11 protein-coding genes, 1 pseudogene and 1 riboswitch are annotated in these 18,263 nt (G+C 71.6%); of the genes and pseudogenes, 10 read left to right on the top strand and 2 right to left on the bottom strand.

What is annotated here, in order from left to right:
• Position 1: 1 nt before the first annotated feature.
• Together J7462_RS15820 and J7462_RS15815 are read left to right on the top strand one after the other, a co-directional pair.
• Positions 2-1,681 carry an ABC-F family ATP-binding cassette domain-containing protein gene (locus J7462_RS15820; RefSeq protein WP_219464738.1) on the top strand — a complete coding sequence of 560 codons (1,680 nt, stop codon included), beginning with the start codon at positions 2-4 and terminating at the stop codon, positions 1,679-1,681.
• Positions 1,682-1,757: 76 nt separating this feature from the next.
• Positions 1,758-2,720: an aldo/keto reductase gene (locus J7462_RS15815; RefSeq protein WP_219464737.1), complete on the top strand. Its 963-nt coding sequence runs from the start codon at positions 1,758-1,760 to the stop codon at positions 2,718-2,720.
• Between the two features lie 70 nt (positions 2,721-2,790).
• Here J7462_RS15815 and J7462_RS15810 read toward each other — a convergent pair whose 3' ends face one another.
• Entirely contained in the window at positions 2,791-3,330 is a 540-nt protein-coding gene (locus tag J7462_RS15810) for a hypothetical protein (protein WP_219464735.1), read from the bottom strand.
• A gap of 75 nt (positions 3,331-3,405) precedes the next feature.
• Positions 3,406-9,225, bottom strand: coding sequence for a ThuA domain-containing protein (locus J7462_RS15805; protein ID WP_219464734.1), 5,820 nt, complete (start codon positions 9,223-9,225; stop codon positions 3,406-3,408).
• A 338-nt stretch (positions 9,226-9,563) separates the two neighbouring features.
• A riboswitch (TPP riboswitch) is annotated at positions 9,564-9,672 on the top strand.
• On the opposite strand from J7462_RS15805, the gene thiE reads away from it, so the two are divergent.
• The 8 genes and pseudogenes from thiE to J7462_RS15765 all read left to right on the top strand — a co-directional run.
• Entirely contained in the window at positions 9,667-10,293 is a 627-nt protein-coding gene (gene thiE / locus J7462_RS15800) for a thiamine phosphate synthase (protein WP_208568190.1), read from the top strand. It overlaps the preceding riboswitch by 6 nt.
• On the top strand, positions 10,287-11,357 hold the full coding sequence (thiO, locus tag J7462_RS15795; protein WP_219464732.1) for a glycine oxidase ThiO: 1,071 nt from the start codon (positions 10,287-10,289) through the stop codon (positions 11,355-11,357). Before thiE ends, thiO begins: the two co-directional genes overlap by 7 nt.
• Positions 11,358-11,366: 9 nt before the next feature.
• Positions 11,367-11,567 (top strand): sulfur carrier protein ThiS, encoded by a 201-nt coding sequence (thiS, locus tag J7462_RS15790; RefSeq protein ID WP_219464730.1) that lies wholly within the window; start codon positions 11,367-11,369, stop codon positions 11,565-11,567.
• 5 nt (positions 11,568-11,572) lie between these two features.
• Positions 11,573-12,343, top strand: a complete 771-nt coding sequence (locus tag J7462_RS15785; RefSeq protein ID WP_219464728.1) for a thiazole synthase — start codon at positions 11,573-11,575, stop codon at positions 12,341-12,343.
• Entirely contained in the window at positions 12,340-12,987 is a 648-nt protein-coding gene (locus tag J7462_RS15780) for a thiamine phosphate synthase (RefSeq protein ID WP_219464725.1), read from the top strand. The genes J7462_RS15785 and J7462_RS15780 overlap by 4 nt, the downstream gene beginning before the upstream one ends.
• Positions 12,984-13,772 carry a bifunctional hydroxymethylpyrimidine kinase/phosphomethylpyrimidine kinase gene (thiD, locus tag J7462_RS15775; RefSeq protein WP_219464723.1) on the top strand — a complete coding sequence of 263 codons (789 nt, stop codon included), beginning with the start codon at positions 12,984-12,986 and terminating at the stop codon, positions 13,770-13,772. The genes J7462_RS15780 and thiD overlap by 4 nt, the downstream gene beginning before the upstream one ends.
• 17 nt (positions 13,773-13,789) lie before the next feature.
• Positions 13,790-15,382, top strand: coding sequence for a phosphomethylpyrimidine synthase ThiC (gene thiC / locus J7462_RS15770; RefSeq protein ID WP_219464721.1), 1,593 nt, complete (start codon positions 13,790-13,792; stop codon positions 15,380-15,382).
• Between the two features lie 511 nt (positions 15,383-15,893).
• A pseudogene (locus tag J7462_RS15765) lies at positions 15,894-16,990 on the top strand (IS701 family transposase); the annotation flags it as partial.
• Positions 16,991-18,263 lie beyond the last annotated feature (1,273 nt).

Here is an 18,263-nt window from a genome sequence, read left to right as displayed (position 1 = left end):
CGTGGGATACGTGGACGTGGCAGCGGTCGGGCACATCCTCCCGGACGGTCGGGAACTCTTCGCCGACGTGTCGTTCCGGGTCGGTGAGGGGGCCAAGGTCGCCCTGGTCGGGCCGAACGGCGCCGGCAAGACGACGCTGCTGAGGATGGTCGCCGGGGACCTGCCGGTGCGCACCGGCGCGGTCGCGCGGGCCGGCGGGCTCGGCGTGATGCGGCAGTTCATCGGCATGATCGGTGACGAGTCGACGCTGGCCGACCTGGCCCTGTCGCTGGCCCCGCCGGCGCTGCGCGACGCCGGCCGCCGGCTCGTCGACACCGAACAGGCCATGCGCGCCGCCGAGCTGCGCGGCAAGTACAGCACCGCCGCCGGCAAGGCCCAGCTGGCGTACGCGGACGCGCTGGCCGCCTGGGGCGAGGCCGGCGGGTACGACGCCGAGGTGCTCTTCGACACCGTCACCACCACCGTGCTCGACCTGCCCTGGGACGCGTCCCGGGACCGCCCGGTGCGGACCCTGTCCGGTGGCCAGCAGAAGCGCTTCGCCCTGGAGCTGCTGCTGCGGGGCACCGACGAGGTGCTGCTGCTCGACGAGCCGGACAACTTCCTCGACGTGCCCGGTAAACGTTGGCTGGAGCAACGGCTGCGCGAGTCCACCAAGTCGGTGCTGTACGTCTCACACGACCGGGAGCTGCTGGCCCGTACCGCCGACCGGGTGGTCGCCGTCGAGGGGGGCAGCGCCTGGGTGCACCCGGGTAGCTTCGCCAGCTGGCACGAGGCCCGCACCGCCCGGCACGCCCGCCTCGACGAGTTGCGTCGCCGCTGGGACGAGGAGCACCAGAAGCTGCGTGAGCTGATGCTGATGTACAAGCAGAAAGCCGCGTACAACGACGGGCTCGCCTCCCGTTACCAGGCGGCGCAGACCCGGCTGCGCAAGTTCGAGGAGGCCGGGCCGCCACCCGTACCGCCGAAGGACCAGGACATCCGGATGCAGCTGGCCGGCGGGCGGACCGGCAAGCGCGCGGTGATCTGCGAGCAGCTGGAGCTGGACGGCCTGACCTACCCCTTCGACCTGGAGCTGTGGTACGGCGACCGGGTGGCGGTGCTCGGGGCCAACGGCACCGGCAAGTCGCACTTCCTGCGCCTGCTGGCCCGGGGCGGCACCGACCCCGACCCGGCCAACGGCCCGGTCGACGGGGCCGCCGCGCTGGCCCCGGTGGCACACGGCGGGGTGGTCCGGCTGGGTGCCCGGGTCCGCCCGGGGCACTTCTCGCAGACCCACGACCGGCCGGAGCTGATGGCCAAGACCCTGGTCGAGGCGCTGTGGCGGGGCGACGAGCACCGGGCCGGAATGGACCGGCACGCGGCGATGGCGGCGCTGAGCCGCTACGAGCTGGCCGGCCAGGGCGACCAGCGCTTCGGCACCCTGTCCGGCGGTCAGCAGGCCCGGTTCCTGGTGCTGCTGCTGGAGCTGTCCGGGGCGACCCTGCTGCTGCTCGACGAGCCGACCGACAACCTCGACCTGGCCTCGGCCGAGGCGTTGGAGGCGGGACTGGCCGCGTTCGCCGGGACGGTCGTCGCGGTCACCCACGACCGCTGGTTCACCCGCTCGTTCGACCGGTTCGTGCTGTTCCGGGGGGACGGTGAGGTGGTGGAGACCCCGGAGCCGGTCTGGGACGTGGGCTGAGTCACCCACGCGGACCGTGAGGTGCCGACCCCGGCCGGTCGTCGGGCGGGGTCGGGGCCGGTCCGGGCGGCATAGGGTGGATCTCGTGACTGAGATGACCTACCGCCGGTTGGGCGACTCCGGGCTCGTGGTGTCCGTGGTCGGCATCGGCTGCAACAACTTCGGCCGCAAGCTCGACATCGACGGCACCCGGGCGGTGGTCGACGCCGCGCTCGACGCCGGGATCACCTTCTTCGACACCGCCGACATCTACGGCGAGCCCCCGGGGGGTTCCGAGGAACTGCTCGGGCAGGCCCTCAAGGGCCGCCGGGACGACGTGGTGCTGGCCACCAAGTTCGGCATGTCGATGGGCGGGCGCAACGGCCGCGACTTCGGGGTACGCGGGTCCCGGCGGTACGTGGTGCGGGCCGTCGAGGCGTCGCTGCGCCGGCTCGGCACCGACCACATCGACCTGTACCAGCTGCACGAACCCGACCCGGACACCCCGATCGACGAGACGCTCGCCGCGCTGGACGACCTGGTCCGCGCCGGCAAGGTGCGCTACCTGGGCAACTCCAACTTCTCCGGCTGGCAGATCGCCGACGCCGACTGGACGGCGAAGACCCGGGGGCTGACCCGGTTCGTCAGCGCGCAGAACCACTACAACCTGCTCCACCGCGACGCCGAGGTCGAGATCATTCCGGCCTGCGAGCGGTTCGGCCTGGGCCTGCTGCCGTTCTTCCCGCTCGCCAACGGGCTGCTCACCGGCAAGTACCGGCGCGACACCGCCCCACCCGCCGGCAGCCGCCTCTCCGGCGGTGGCCGGTACGCCGAGCGGCTCGCCGCGGCCCGCTGGGAGACCATCGAGGCGCTGGAGACGTTTGCGGCGCAGCGGGGGCTGACGCTGCTCCAGGTGGCCATCGGCGGGCTGGCCGCCCGACCGGCGGTGGCCTCCGTCATCGCCGGGGCCACCACCGCCGAGCAGGTCCGGGCGAACGCCGCCGCCGGCACCTGGCAGCCCACCGACGACGACCTCGACGCCCTGGACGCCCTGCTCTGACCGGCCCGGGTCGGACGCGGTCGGGCCCGGACACCGTCGCGGTGTCCGGGCCCGATCGGGTACCAGGTCGTCAGCCGGCCAGGCCGGTCGGCTCCCCGGGGTGGGCCCGGCGACGCCACCACAGCAGCGTCGACCCGGCGACGACGACCACCGCCAGCGCACCGGCCAGCCACGGCCAGCCGCCGAAGCCGTCGTCGGCGTCCCCGCCGGTGGGCGGCAGCGTGGCGGCGACCGGCGACGGCGACTGGGCCACCCGGGCCTGCACCTGAGCGGTCGCCGTGCTCTGGTAGGGGGCGGGGGCGCGGACCGTCACCCGCCAGTCGCCGGGGGAGAGCAGCGGGCCGCTGCTGTAGAAGCCCTGCCCCTCCCCGGACGGCTCGATCTGCACCGGCCCGGCCGTCCGGCCCCCCTCACCCTCGGCTGTCACGGTGAGCCGGACCGGCTGGTCCAGCCGGTGCCCGTCGGCGTACACGGCCATCACGGTCACCCCACCGGCGCCGTCACCGGCCACCGTCAGCTTGACCTTTCCGCCGTGCGCCGCCGCCGGACCCGCCGGCAGGGTCACCAGGGCCGCCACGACCAGCGCGGCGAGGGCTCTCAAGGTACGCATCGACGTCTCCCTTGCTATGTGGAGGGGCCGCCCCCACCGCCGGTGTCGACGGTGGGAGCGGCCCCGTGGTGCTCCTTACAGCGAACCGCCCTTGGCGATCCGGGTGGGGTCGGCACCGAGCCGGCCGGCCCCGTTGACCGACTTGTTGGCGTTCGCCTTGACGCCGGCCTTGGTGGCCGCGCCACCGAGCCGGACGATCATGGCGTCGGCGTCCCGGACCAGCACGTCCCGCACGTCGGTGTCGGTCACCACCGCGGGGTCGGTGGCCAACGCCTTGAAGGCGGTCAACTGCTGCACCGCCCGCTTGTCGTTGCCCGCCGCCTCGGACTCCCGTACCGCGTCCAGCTTGTTGGACAGCTGACGGTGCGCCTTGGTGGAGAGTCGTCCGGTCGCCTTGAACCGGTCCAGCAGGTTCTGCATGTCCCGGAACGAGGTGGTGACGAAGAACCGGACCGTCGAGGTGGTGGAGTTGCCCGCCTTGTCGGTCGCGGTCACCGTCAGCTCGTGCAGGCCGAGCGGCAGCTCGTACAGCGCCTGCAGGGTGCCGCTGGCGTACGCCCGACCGTCCAGCACGCCGGAGGTCGTCTTGATGCCGGAGGTCGGGTCGACCGCCTGCCACGAGATCCGGACGTCCTGGCTGTCACCGTAGAGTTGGCCGTCGGCGATGCCGGAGACCAGCAACGTCGGCTTGGTGCCGTCGATCTTGACGACCGCCGACTTCAGCGCCTCGACGTTGCCGGCGGCGTCGGTGGCCCGGTACAGCAGCTCGTGCGTGCCGTCCCCGGTCACCTCCACCGGCGTGGTGTACGCCGTCCAGGCGCCACCGTCGAGCGACCACTCCAGCTTCTTGACCCCGGAACCGGCGTCGGTGGAGGTGATCACCACCGGGACGGTGCCGTTGTGCCAGCCGTCGTCGTTGGCCGGGGCGAACGACGCCGAGCTGACCGGCGCGGTGGCGTCGATCTTCACGGCGACCTTCTTCGTCGCCTCCACGTTGCCGGCCGCGTCCGTCGACCGGAACCGCACCTCGTGGGTGCCGTCCCCGCTGACCTGCACCGGCTCGGTGTACGCGGTCCACGTGGTGGCCCCGTCGAGCTGGTACTCGGTGCTCGCCACCCCGCTACCGCCGGCCTCGTCGGCCGCCGCCAGCGTCACGGTGACCGGGCCGGTGTGCCAACCCTCGGTCGGGGTGCCGGAGACGGTGGCCGTGGTCACCGGGGCGGTCGTGTCGGCCGCCCTGGTGGAGAGCCGGAAGTAGTCGAACGAGGCCGTCTTCGAGGTGGCCGCGTTCGCGCCGAGGGTGAACAGACCGATCTTCGGGGTGGCCCCGACGGCGGTGTTCGTCACCGTCTCGAACGTGGTCCACTCCTGCCCGTCCGCCGAGTACGACGCGGTGAAGGTGTCACCGGCGCGGGCCAGCCGCAGGTACCACACCCCCGAGGTCAGGTTGGAGACCTGGGGCTGCGGGTTCTGCGTCGCCCCGGCGAGTTCGCCACGGAACTCGATCCGCCGGGAGACCGCCTGCCCGGCCTGGTTGTCCACGATGTAGTCCAACTTGACGTAGTTGTCGTCGTCGGCGTGGACGATCAGACCGGCCTGCTGGTACTGCTCGGCCAGGGCACTGCCGTCGACCTTCGTCTCCAGGGTCCAGTCACCGCTCGGCGCGGTCTGGAGGATGAAGTTCTTCGGCCCGGTGTTGTTGGTGCCGTAGATGTCACCGGACGGCACGTCGATCTTCAGCGCACCGTCGACCACCCGGTAACCGGCCGGGTCCTCACGGAGCACCGCGTTCCACCGGCACTTGTCGAGCGTGGTGCCGGTGAACTCGTCCGACGGGGTGACCGGGCCGGCCGGGGCGTCCGGCGAGACCAGGAACGAGTCGAACACCGCGTCCACCACCGGGGCGGTGGTGCCACCGTTGAGGGCGAGCAGGCCGATGCGCGGGTTGGTGATGCCGGCCAGCGCGGCGGACCGGCCGACCGGGGTGAACGTGACACCGTCGGTCGAGAACTGCGCGGTCAGGTTGGTGCCGTCGCTGATCAGCCGCAGCCAGATGGTGTCACCGGCCGGGGCGGCCACGGCGTCGGCCGCGTCGTTACGCGGAGTCCCGGCGGTCTCCCGGATGAACTCCACCTTGCGCGAACCGCCGTAGAGCAGGTCCACCTTGGCGTAGTTGTCGTCGTCGCCGTAGATCAGCAGGCCGGCCTGCTGGTAGTCGGCGGTGACGGGCACGGTGACCTTCGTGGTGGCCTGCCAGGCCCCGCTGGGTGCGGGCTGGAGCACCAGGTTGGTCGCGTCGTTACGGGAGCCGTACAGGTCACCCGAGGAGGTGGGCAGCCGCAGCGCCCCACCGGAGACCGAGTAGAGCTGGTTCTCCCGGACCACCGACCAGCGGTCCTTGTCGAGGCTGTTGCCGAGGAACTCGTCCGACCGCGCGCCGAGGCACGAGTTGGTCGGCGCGTCCACCTTGACCGGGACGGTCGCGTAGGACTTCGCACCCCGGCTGTCCGTCACCGTCAGGGTGGCGGTGAAGGTGCCCGGGGTGGTGTAGGTGTGGGTGGCGTTCAGGGTCGTCGCCGTCCCGCCGTCACCGAAGTCCCAGGCGTACGTCAGCGGGGTGTCACCCTCGGTGTCGGTGGCCGTGCCGGTGAAGGTCACGGTGACCGGCGCGGTGCCGGTCGCCGGGGTGGCGGTGGCCGTCACCTGCGGCGGCGCGTTGTCGGTGACGCCCCGTCCGATGAAGTCCATCCAGTTGACGTTGAACAGCGAACCCGCGCCACCGGCGGGGTCCTTGGCGACGAAGTACAGCGCGCCCTCCGCACCGGCCGTCACCGGCGCGGTCACGTCGACGAACTGCTGCCAGCCACCCGTGCTCGGCACGGTGGCCGTGGCCACGACCGGGCCGTCGACGGCACCGGCGTGCACGTCGATCCGACCGCCCTGGACCTCGGAGGCCACCCGGAACCGGATCTGCTCGACCCCGGTCAGGTTGGCCGGGACGAGCGACCACCAGTCGCCGTCCTCGATGAAGCCGATGTTCTGGCCGCCACCGGCGGGGTCGGTGGTGGTCTCCTTCTGCACGCCCGGGTCACCGCCGCCGGTGCTGCCCGGGGCCCGCCCGGTGGCCGTGTAGTACTCGGCCTGCTTGCGCTTGGGCTGGAGGATCTCGATCGCCCGACCGGTCAACGGGCCGGCGCCGCCGGTGCCGCCGTCGTCGGTGTAGGTGGCCTCGAAGACCGCGAAGACGTTGGCCTCCGCGCCGTGACCCGACGCCAGCGAGGTCTGCACGGTGCCGGTGCAGCCGGTGTGCTGCTCCAGCGGGTGGGCGTGCTCGTCGTGGCCGAGCAGCACCTGCAGCTGCACCCGGTCACAGTCGACGGTGCCGTCCTCCGGGTCGGTCACCTTGATCGTGTACTTGACCTGGTCGCCCCACTCGAAGAAACCGCCGCTGGGCGGGAACTCGATGGTCACCGTCGGGGCGGTGTTGCCGACCGTCACCGGCACGTTCGCCACGGCGGTGCGGCCCTTGGGGTTGGTGACGGTGAGCTGCGCGGTGTAGTCGCCGGCCGCGGTGTAGGTGTGGGTGGGGTTCGCCTCGGTGGAGGTCTGGCCGTCACCGAACTTCCACGCGTAGGTCAGCGTGCCGCCGTCCGGGTCACGCGACCCGGCGCTGGAGAAGTTCACGGTCAGCGGCGCGGCCCCGGAGGTGGGGTCGGCGCTGGCCTCGGCGATGGGGGCGCGGTCACCGGCGGTGTAGTCGATCCGGTAGACCCCGGAGTCGTCGTTGTTGCCGCCGAAGCCGGTGCCCCACTCGATCATGTAGAGCGCGCCGTCCGGACCGAACTCGAAGTCCATCGGACGGATCATCGGCATGCCGGTGAGCAGCTGGTTGATGTCGACCAGCGTCTTGCCGTCCGCGCTGACCTGCATCGTGTACATCTTCGACTGGTTCCACTCGCCGAGCAGCGCCTTGCCGTCGTAGTACGCCGGCCACTTGCGGCCCGACGTGCTGTCGGCGTCGTAGCGGTAGACCGGGCCGCCCATCGGGGCACCGCCGCCACCGATCTCGGGGAAGCGCGGGTCGCCCGCGTAGCCGTAGTCCACCGTCGCCGCGATGGCCGGCGGCAGGTTGGTCAGGCCGGTGTTGTTGGGCGAGTCGTTGACCGGCGCGGCGCAGTCGAACTTCGCCCCGCTCGGCCCGGACGGGAAGGTGTAGTCGTTGTACGCCTTGTTGTTGCCGGTGCAGTACGGCCAGCCGTAGTTGCCGGCCGTGGCGACGATGTTCCACTCCACCAGGCCCTCGGGGCCCCGGTTCGGGTTGGCCGTCGAGGCGTCCGGCCCGTAGTCGGCGACGTAGAGGGTGTCGGTCTTCTGGTCGACGCCGATCCGGAACGGGTTACGGAAGCCCATGCCGAAGATCTCGGGACGGGTCTTCGCGGTGCCCGGGGCGAACAGGTTGCCCGTCGGGATCGTGTAGGTGCCGTCGTCCTCCGGGTGCACCCGGATCACCTTGCCGCGCAGGTCGTTGGTGTTGCCGGCGCTGCGCTGCGCGTCGTAGTCCTGCCGGCCGGCCCGCTCGTCGATCGGGGTGAAGGCGCTCGACTCGAACGGGTTGGTGTTGTCGCCGGTGGCCAGGTAGAGGTTGCCCTGCGAGTCGAAGGTCATGCTGCCGCCGGCGTGGCAGCAGGTGTTGCGCTGCGTGTCGACCTGGAGGATGACCTTCTCGGTGGCCTTGTCGATGGTGTCACCGTTGACGGTGAACCGGGACAGGTAGTTGCGCGGGGCGCCACCGGCCGGTGCGTAGTACAGGTAGATCCACTTGTTGGTGGCGAAGTCCGGGTCGAGGCGCAGCCCGAGCAGGCCGTCCTCGTTGCCGGTGAAGACGTCCAGCCGGGTCGCGGTGACCGTGTTGCCGGTGTCCGGCTTCACGATCTGCACCCGGCCGTCGCGCTCGGCGTAGAACACCCGGCCGTCCGGAGCGATGTCCAGCTCCATCGGGTTGTTGGTGTTGCTGTCGAGGGTGACCTTCTCGAAGTTCGCGGTCTTGGAGGCGCCGCAGTCGGCGTTCTCGACGCCGGCCGCGGTGCGGATGCCGCCGAGCAGGTGGCTGAGGAACTCCGGCTCGGTGTACGACGCCTGGGTGTGGCCGCCGCCGGTGTACCACGACCGACCGCCGTCGTAGTCCTGGCACCAGGCGGTGGGGTGGTCGGCGCCCATCGCGCCGGCACCCGGGCTGTAGGACTTCTCGTCCAGGCTGGCCAGCACGTGCACCTTGGAGCGCGGGTTGGTGCGGAAGTTGTACCACTCGTCGAACCGGGACCAGCGGTCCGGCAGGTCGGCGGTCGACGGGTGCGCGTGGTCCTCGACCTTGACGGTGGCCTGCTGGTTGGCGGGGTGGCCGGAGAAGTACGCGCCGACCAGGTCGCCGTACCAGGCCCAGTCGTACTCGGTGTCGGAGGCGGCGTGCACGCCCGCGTAGCCGCCGCCGGCCTTGATGTAGCGCTCGAACGCGGCCTGCTGGGTGCTGTCGAGCACGTCACCGGTGGTGGAGAGCCAGATCACCGCCTGGTATTTCGCCAGGTTGGTGTCGTTGAAGGCGGCTCCGTCCTCGGTGGTGTCGACGGTGAACCCGTTGTCGGTGCCGAGCTTCTGGATCGCGGCGATGCCGGCCGGGATGGCGTCGTGCCGGAAGCCGGCGGTCTTGGAGAAGACCAGGACCGAGAAGGGTTCGGCGGCGGCTGCCGCCGGTGCCGGTGCGGCCTGTGGCTGGGCCGCCGCGACGGGAGCGGCCTGGGCGGCGGTGCCGCCGATCAGGCCGCTGGCAAGTAGGGAGAGGGCCAGTAGACCGGCACCCAGTGGGCCGCGACGGGCGCGGCGATGGCGGGATGGAGACACTCCATGCTCCTTTTGTCCGTGCTGGACAGTGGTGGGGGCATGGGGACGACTCGCCGCAGACCGTCCCCGGTCGGATCGGTGTGGGCCCGCCGAGGTCCGCACCAGTGGCGATCAGGTGCGGGCCACGCCGAGGCTCCGCACCGGAATAATGTCGATCGGTTGAACAAATTAGCGCCGCTGGATTGGTTTCCGGCAAGGCATGAGCATGTAACGATTCGGTATCGGCGACTCGCTTTTCCGGCTTATGTGGATACAAGCCCACAACCGTACGCATTGATAGTCCTGGATCAATCTAACACCCCTTGGCGGATCAGCGGATCTGTCGTACGGTCACAGGCACGTGACCCACGGGAGCCCGGTACACCGGGCTGAGAGGGGGGCTGAGAGCCCCCGACCGTCGAACCTGATCCGGGTAATGCCGGCGCAGGGAGGAGAGTTGCCGTGCCGTCCCTCGGCCGACTGCATCTGATCACCGACACCCGCCCCGGGTGCGACCCGCTCGCCGTCGTACGGGCCGCCCTCCCGGTGGCCCGCGCCGACCTCGTCGTCCAGGTCCGGGTGACCGACGACACCACCGACCGGCAGGCGTACGACCTGGCCCGACGGGTACGCGCGCTCTGCGTGCCGTACGAGGCGACCTGCCTGGTCAACGACCGGCTGCACGTCGCCCTCGCGGTGGACGCCCACGGCGGCCACGTCGGCGCGGACGACCTGCCCGTCGCGGCGGCCCGCCGGGTCCTCGGCCCCGCCGCCGTGCTCGGCGCGACCGCCCGGGAACCGGACGCCGCCGCCCGGGCCGTCGCCGCCGGGGCCAGCTACCTGGGCGTCGGCCCGTGCCATCCCACCGCCACCAAGACCGGCCTGCCCGACCCGATCGGCCCCGCCGGCATCCACGCCGTCGTCGCCGCCGTCGCCGTGCCGGTGATCGCCATCGGCGGGGTCACCGCCGCCACCGTGCCGGCGCTGCGGGCCGCCGGGGCGTACGGCGTGGCGGTGGTCGGGGCGCTGTCCACCGCCGCCGACCCGGGCCGGGCCACCGCCGAACTGATCGCGGCACTGACGTGCTGACCCGGCCCGACGTCGCCATCGTGGGCGCGGGGCCGGTCGGATTGGCGATCGCCTGGCGCTGCGCCACCCGGGGCCTGCGGGTGACCGTGCACGACCCGGCCCCCGGCTCCGGCGCGTCCCGGGTCGCCGCCGGGATGCTCGCCCCGGTCGCCGAGGCGTACTTCGGGGAACGGGAACTGACCGGGCTGCTCACCGCGTCCGCCGCCCGCTGGCCGGGTTTCGCCGCCGAACTGACCGCCGCCACCGGCAGGGAGTTCGGCTACCGCACCGACGGCACCCTCGTCGTCGGGCTCACCGGGGACGACCTGGCCGAAGCCCGCCGGCTCTGGTCGTACCAGCAGGGGTTGGGGCTGCCGATCAGCGCGCTGCGCCCGTCGCAGCTGCGGGAGCGCGAACCGGCGCTGACCCCCCGGCTGCGCGGCGGAGCGGTCGCCCCCGGCGACCACCAGGTCGACCCGCGCCGGCTGGTCGACGCGCTCCGGGTCGCCGCCGAGCGGGCCGGCGCGACCCTGCTGCCCGGCCTAGTGACCCGACTGGCCGAGGTGGACGCGCCCGTCGTCGTGGTCGCCGCCGGCTGCGGCGCCGCCGCGCTGACCGGGCTGCCGGTCCGCCCGGTCAAGGGCCAGGTGCTGCGGCTGCGCGCGCCCGACCAGCGCCCGCCCGGCTTCCGGCACGTCATCCGGGGGTACGCCGACGGCGAGTCGGTCTACCTCGTCCCCCGCGACGACGGCGAGGTGGTGCTCGGGGCGACCGTCGAGGAACGCGCCGACACCGAGGTGACCACCGGGGCGGTGCTGCGGCTGCTCCGGGCCGCCGTCGACCTCGTCCCCGAACTCGCCGAGTACGCGCTGACCGAGGCCACCGCCGGGCTGCGCCCCGGCACCCCGGACAACGCGCCGATCCTCGGCCCGCTGCCCGGCCGCCCCGGCGTGCTCGCCGCCACCGGCCACCACCGGCACGGCATCGTGCTCACCCCGGTCACCGCCGACCTGATCACCGACCTGATCGTCACCGGTCAGCCGGACCCGCTGCTCACCCCCTTCACCGCCGACCGGTTCCACTGAGGAGGACACGTGCGACTGATCGTCAACGGCGTCGGACGCGAGCTGGCCGGCGGCACGACCGTCGCGGACCTGGTCGCCACGGTCACCGGGCAGCGGCGCGGAATCGCCGTCGCGGTCAACGGCGAGGTGGTCCCCCGGGGCGGCTGGCCCGCCACCGAGCTGCGCGACGGCGACCGGGTCGAGGTGCTCAGCGCCGCCCAGGGCGGGTGACCCGGATGCCCCTCACCATCGCCGGACAGACCTTCACCTCCCGGCTCATCCTCGGCACCGGCGGCGCGGCCAACCTGCACGTGCTGGAACAGGCGATCCGGGCCTCCGGCACCGAACTGGTCACCCTCGCCCTGCGCCGCGTCGACACCGCCCCCGGCACCGCCGGGGGACTGCTCGACCTGCTCGACCGGTGCGCGGTGCGGCTGCTGCCCAACACCGCCGGCTGCTACACCGCCGCCGAGGCGGTCAAGGTGGCCCGGCTGGCCCGGGAGGCGTTCGACACCGACTGGGTCAAGCTGGAGGTGATCGGCGACGAACGCACCCTGCTCCCGGACGGGGTGGAGCTGCTGCGGGCCGCCGAGGAACTCGTCGCCGACGGCTTCGTCGTGCTGCCGTACACCTCCGACGACCCGGTGCTGGCCCGCCGGCTGGCCGACGTCGGCTGCGCGGCGGTGATGCCGGCCGGTGCGCCGATCGGTTCCGGACTGGGCATCACCAACCCGCACCACATCCGGATCATCCGGCAGAGCGTCGACGTGCCGGTGATCCTCGACGCCGGGATCGGCACCGCCTCCGACGCGGCCCTCGCCATGGAACTGGGCTGCGACGGGGTGCTGCTGGCCAGCGCCGTCACCCGGGCCGCCGACCCGACGGCGATGGCCACCGCCATGCGGCACGGCGTACGGGCCGGGCGGCTCGCGTACAACGCCGGGCGGATACCCCGCCGCTTCCACGCCCTCGCCTCCACCCCCGACGACGGAAGACCCGACCTGTGACCCGCCCGGCCGCCCCACCCCTCCTCCGGCCGGACGGGGTGGTGCTGCTGACCGACCGGCTGGTGGCGCGCGGCGACCTCGTCGACGTGGTCGCGGGGGCGGTAGGCGGTGGGGTGCGGTGGGTGGTGCTGCGGGAGAGGGACCTGCCCCGCGCCGAACGGGCGGCGATCGCCGTCGACCTGCGGGCCGTCCTGGCGCAGGCCGGCGGCACCCTGATCGTGGCCGGCCCCGACCCGCTGGACGGGGACGCCGTCCACCTGCCCGCCGCCGGGCCGTACCCGCCGCCGGCCGTCGGACTGGTCGGCCGGTCCTGCCACGACACGGCGGAGCTGGCCCGACTGACCACCGAGGACTACGTGACGCTCTCACCGGTCTGGGCCACCCGCAGCAAACCCGGCTACGGCCCACCGTTGCGCCCGGACGGGCTGCGCGACCTGATCCGGCGCAGCCCGGTGCCCGTGCTCGCCCTGGGCGGCGTCGAGACACCGGAGCAGGTGACGGCCTGCGTCGACGCGGGCGCGGTCGGGGTGGCGGTGCTCGGCGCGATCATGCGGGCCGCCGACCCGACCGGGGCCGCGACGACCCTCACCAGCGCCTTCCCCCGCACCCCGAGCACCGACGCGTGGCCCGAGGAGACGACATGACACCCACGACCGTGCTCACCATCGCCGGCTCCGACTCCGGCGGCGGCGCCGGCATCCAGGCCGACCTGAAGGTCTTCGCCGCCCTCGGCGCGTACGGCACCAGCGTGCTGACCGCCGTCACCGCGCAGAACACCCGGGGCGTGGACGCCGTGCTGCCGCTACCCCCACGCACCGTCACCGAGCAGCTCGACAGCGTGCTCGGCGACTTCGCGGTCCGGGCGGTGAAGACCGGGATGCTCGGCACCCCGGCGGTCGCCGACGCGGTGGCCGAGGCGGCGAAGGCGGGCCGGCTGCCGCACCTCGTCGTCGACCCGGTGCTCGTCGCCACCAGCGGACACCGGCTCGGGGTGGTCGCGGCCGTCGAGCGGCTGCTGCCGTACGCCCGGGTGGCGACGCCGAACTGCGCGGAGGCCGCCGCCCTCACCGGACGCCCGGTGACCACGGTCGAGGAGATGGTCGCCGCGGCGCAGGCCCTGGCGGCCGGCGGCCCCGAGTACGTGGTGGTCACCGGCGGTGACGTCGACGCGGCCGGCGAGTCGGTCGACGTGCTGGCCGACGGCGCAACGACCACCCTGCTGCGCGCCCCCCGGGTGGACACCCGGCACAGCCACGGCACCGGCTGCTCGTTCTCGGCGGCGATCGCCGTCCGGCTGGCCGCCGGCGACCCGGTGCCGGTCGCGGTCGCCACCGCCAAGGAGTACGTCACCCGTGCGCTGACCGGCGCGCGGGGTTGGGAACTGGGCGCGGGACGCGGCCCGCTGGACCACTTCGGCTGGTCCCGATGACCAACAGGGAGGCTGTCATGCAGGCACGTCGCAAGGTCTACGTCGAGGGGTCCCGGCCGGACGTCCGGGTGCCGTTCGCCGAGGTGGAGCTGGCCGGGGACAACCCGCCGCTGCGCCTCTACGACACCTCCGGCCCCGGCTCGGACCCGGAGGTGGGGCTGCCGCCGCTGCGCGGACCGTGGATCGCCGAGCGGGGCGACGTCGCGCCGGTCCGGGGCGCGGGCACCCCGCTGGCCGGCGTCGACGCCAAACGCCCCACCCAGCTCTGGTACGCCCGCGCCGGGGTGGTCACCCCGGAGATGGAGTTCGTGGCGATCCGGGAGGGGCTGCCGCCGGAGCTGGTGCGCGACGAGATCGCCGCCGGCCGGGCGGTGCTGCCACTCAACGTCAACCACCCCGAGTGCGAGCCGGCGATCATCGGCAAGGCGTTCCTGGTGAAGGTCAACGCCAACATCGGCACCTCGGCGGTGACCTCGTCGGTCGCCGAGGAGGTGGAGAAGCTGACCTGGGCCACCCGGTGGGGCGCGGACACCGTGATGGACCTGTCGACCGGCAAGCGCATCCACGAGACCCGGGAGGCGATCGTGCGCAACTCGCCGGTGCCGATCGGCACCGTGCCGATCTACCAGGCGCTGGAGAAGGTCGGTGGCGACCCGGTCAAGCTGAGCTGGGAGGTGTTCCGGGAGACCGTCATCGAGCAGGCCGAGCAGGGCGTCGACTACATGACGGTGCACGCGGGGGTGCTGCTGCCGTACGTGCCGCTGGCCGTCGACCGGGTCACCGGGATCGTCTCCCGGGGCGGTTCGATCATGGCGGCCTGGTGTCTGGCGCACCACGAGGAGAACTTCCTCTACACCAACTTCCGGGAGCTGTGCGCGATCCTCGCCCGCTACGACGTGACGTTCTCCCTCGGCGACGGGCTGCGACCCGGCTCGATCGCCGACGCCAACGACGAGGCCCAGTTCGCCGAGCTACGCACCCTCGGCGAGTTGACCCGGATCGCCTGGGAGTACGACGTGCAGGTGATGATCGAGGGCCCCGGCCACGTGCCGATGCACAAGATCAAGGAGAACGTGGACCTCCAGCAGGAGTGGTGCCACCAGGCCCCGTTCTACACCCTCGGCCCGCTGACCACCGACATCGCGCCCGCGTACGACCACATCACCTCGGCGATCGGGGCCGCGATGATCGGCATGTTCGGCACCGCGATGCTGTGCTACGTCACCCCGAAGGAACACCTCGGCCTGCCCGACCGGGACGACGTGAAGGCCGGCGTGATCGCGTACAAGATCGCCGCACACGCGGCCGACCTGGCCAAGGGGCACCCCGGCGCGCAGGCCTGGGACGACGCGCTGTCCAAGGCGCGGTTCGAGTTCCGCTGGGAAGACCAGTTCAACCTGTCGCTGGACCCGGAGACCGCCCGCGCCTACCACGACGCGACGCTCCCGGCGGAGCCGGCGAAGACCGCCCACTTCTGCTCCATGTGCGGCCCGAAGTTCTGCTCCATGAAGATCACCCAGGAGCTGAAGGAGTACGCCGCCCAGGGCATGCAGGCCAAGTCAGCCGAATTCCGCTCCACCGGCAACCGCGTCTACCTTCCCCTCGCCTGAACTGGCCTGCCTCGGTGGCTGTCCGGGGGCACCGGCTCGGGCGGCTGCGCGGGTCGGCGGCGCTTGGCCGCGCCTCGGGTCCGCCCCGGTGATCAAGAGGTTTGCATTAGGTGTGGTCGGGGGATGACGTAAACCTCTTGATCACCGCGCCCTGATGTCTGCCTGGGCGGGTGGCTTGCGGCTTGGCGATCAAGAGGTTTGCGTCAGCCTGCGATCGGCGGGTTCGACCGGGGCGGGCTGGGGAGTGCGTCGAAATCTACGCACTCCCCAGCGACTTGCGCGCGTGGTCGATTGAGCAGCTCGGTCACTCCGAGCCGGACGGATCGAGAACAGCTAGTACTCCAGCCGCAGTTGCCTCATCTGGAGTTTGGGCAGCTCATTGGCGTGATCGATGTCGGGGTTGAGCCCATCACGTAGCTGCTTGTGTCGATGCTATTCGGTCGGTGGTTCCGTGATCGCACTGTCTGTCTGTTGTGGCCAGTCGCCGTGGGGGCAGGCTCTCGGGCTTGTGCTGATCGATGAGATTGTGGGCTGGCGGGCGGGTCTGGATGATCTGTTGGCGCGGTTCGCGCACCGGTTCGGGCGGGCGGAGCCGCGCCGGCAGGCGTTGACCTACCTGGTCGGGTTGCTGTCACCCCTGGCCAGCAAGAACGGCTGGACCCTGGCCGAGGCTGCCGGCGACGCGACGCCGGATCGGATGCAGCGGCTGCTCAACCGGTCGGCGTGGGACCCGGAGTCGGTCCGCGATGACCTGTTCGCCTACGTGTCCGAGCACCTCGGCGATGACGACGGGGTGCTGATCGTCGACGAGACCGGGTTCCTGAAGAAGGGAATCAAGTCGGCCGGGGTGCAGCGCCAGTACTCGGGCACGGCTGGACGAACGGAGAACTGCCAGCTCGGGGTGTTCCTCGCCTACGCCAGCCCAGCCGGGCGCACGCTGATCGACCGGGAGTTGTATCTGCCCCGTGGTTGGTGCGACGACCCCGCCCGCCGCGCCGAAGCCGGCATCGCGGCCAGCGTCGGGTTTGCCACGAAACCCGTGCTTGGCCTGCGAATGCTTGAACGCGCCGTCACCGCCGGCCTACAGGCGAGGTGGGTCACCGCGGACGAGGCCTACGGACAGGACTCCAAGTTCCGGACGTGGCTGCAGCAGCACCGGATGGGCTACGTGCTCGCCGTGCCCCGCAACCAGCGGGTCCCGACCACGGTGGGCAGCTCCCGCCCGGACGTCCTCGCCGCGAACGCGCCGGCCCTGGTGTGGAAGCGGCGCAGTTGCGGCGACGGCGCCAAGGGACCGCGACTCAATGACTGGGCCGTGGCCTCCCTGCCCGGTACGGGCGACGGATCCGGCCACTGGCTGCTGATCCGACGCAGCATCACCAACCCCACCGATCTGCAGGCACCCAAGACGAGCAGCTGATCCGCATCGCCGGGACCCGTTGGGCGATCGAGGAGTGCTTCCAGACCGCCAAGACCGAGATCGGCCTCGACCACTACCAGGTGCGTCGGTACGACGCCTGGTACCGGCACATAACTCTCGTTCTGTGCGCCCATGCCTACCTCACCGTCACCGCCGCCCACGCTAGAAAGGGGGCACCGAACCCGATGACGGCCTCATCCCCCTCACCCTCGGCGAGGTCCGCCGTCTCCTGGCACACCTGATCACCACCACCCGCCCCTTCGACCACATCCATCGATGGTCACGATAGCGACGACGACACCAGTACCGCGCCAAACTGGCCCACTACCAGCGAAGACACTGACTTCACCAGGTGCGGCTGGAGTACTAGGTCGAGGTGTTCCTGCCTGCGTCATCCCTTTGGGCCGGCATTGATCGATCGTACGCTCTCTGCCGGAGGTGACCTGGTCCCAGCGGCCCGAGCGGCTCACCGCCGCCGGCGTACCTGAGGAGATCAGGTTCGCGACGAAGCCTGCCTGGCCGGGCAGATGATCGCTGCCGCGATCGAGCCTGATCGCCGACAACGCTGCGTCGCTGTTGCGGCCGGGAATTCGGATGATTACGGCTGCCGACGGTGACGAGCTCGCCGTGCTCAACCTCGGAGAGACCGCAAACTGAGGCAACGACCTTGAAAGGATTGAACTTATGAGATAGGCTCACATCAAATTCCCGGGAATTGGGTTTGCATAATTTTACCTCCCCTTGTTGTTGCATATCTCTGGATGCACTCCATTCGTAAAGGTGGTAGATTCGAGTGCCAATCAAAAGTCCTCGTATTGTGAAAAGGGTCACGCTTGCGGCCTCTGCGGCGGGCCTGGCTGCCGCCGCCATTCTCATCCCGGCGTCCCCGGCGTGGGCGGCCCCGCAATGTATCGGCTACGTCAGCGGTGGCGTATCGTTTGACGTCTGCGTCGAGAGAATCAGCGGGGTCCAAGGGAGGGCGAGCATCAAAGTCAAGTCTGGGACCTACGTTAGCGGTAGCCTCCAGATGTACAGGGGTAGCAACCTGGTGCAAACGGGCTGCAGCGGCCAGTGGCCGGCCGGCCAGAGTTGCGGGTTCACCAACAACTGGAACTCCGGCGGCTCGTTCCGCTCGGTTTGGGTCAGCGCGGGCAGTGGCACCTTCCCCAGCCCCACAGTCTCTAACTGATGCCGCAAGCTGCAGTGTCCGCTGCAATGGCGCCTGGTTTGATCTATAGCTCCACCCTCGACCTTTCATCTGTCCGGTAGCGCAGTTTCTTCGGCTCCGCGCGGCGAGTTCACCGTGCAGGAGCAGGGTTTGCGTCCAGACGGTGCCGCAGGTCCCCGAACGCCCTGCCCCTAGCTGGGGCGTGCCCGGGTTACTGGGTGTCTTGCCTGCTGGGTGTGGGCTGGTGGCCAAGGGGTTTGCATGATGGGTTGACGCGAACCTCTTAATCACCG

Origin of the sequence: Micromonospora sp. RL09-050-HVF-A, from assembly GCF_019374995.1 — a bacterium.
Lineage (GTDB): Bacteria > Actinomycetota > Actinomycetes > Mycobacteriales > Micromonosporaceae > Micromonospora > Micromonospora antibiotica.
Note: the sequence above shows the minus strand (reverse complement) of the source record. Positions and strands in the feature narration are given on the sequence as shown.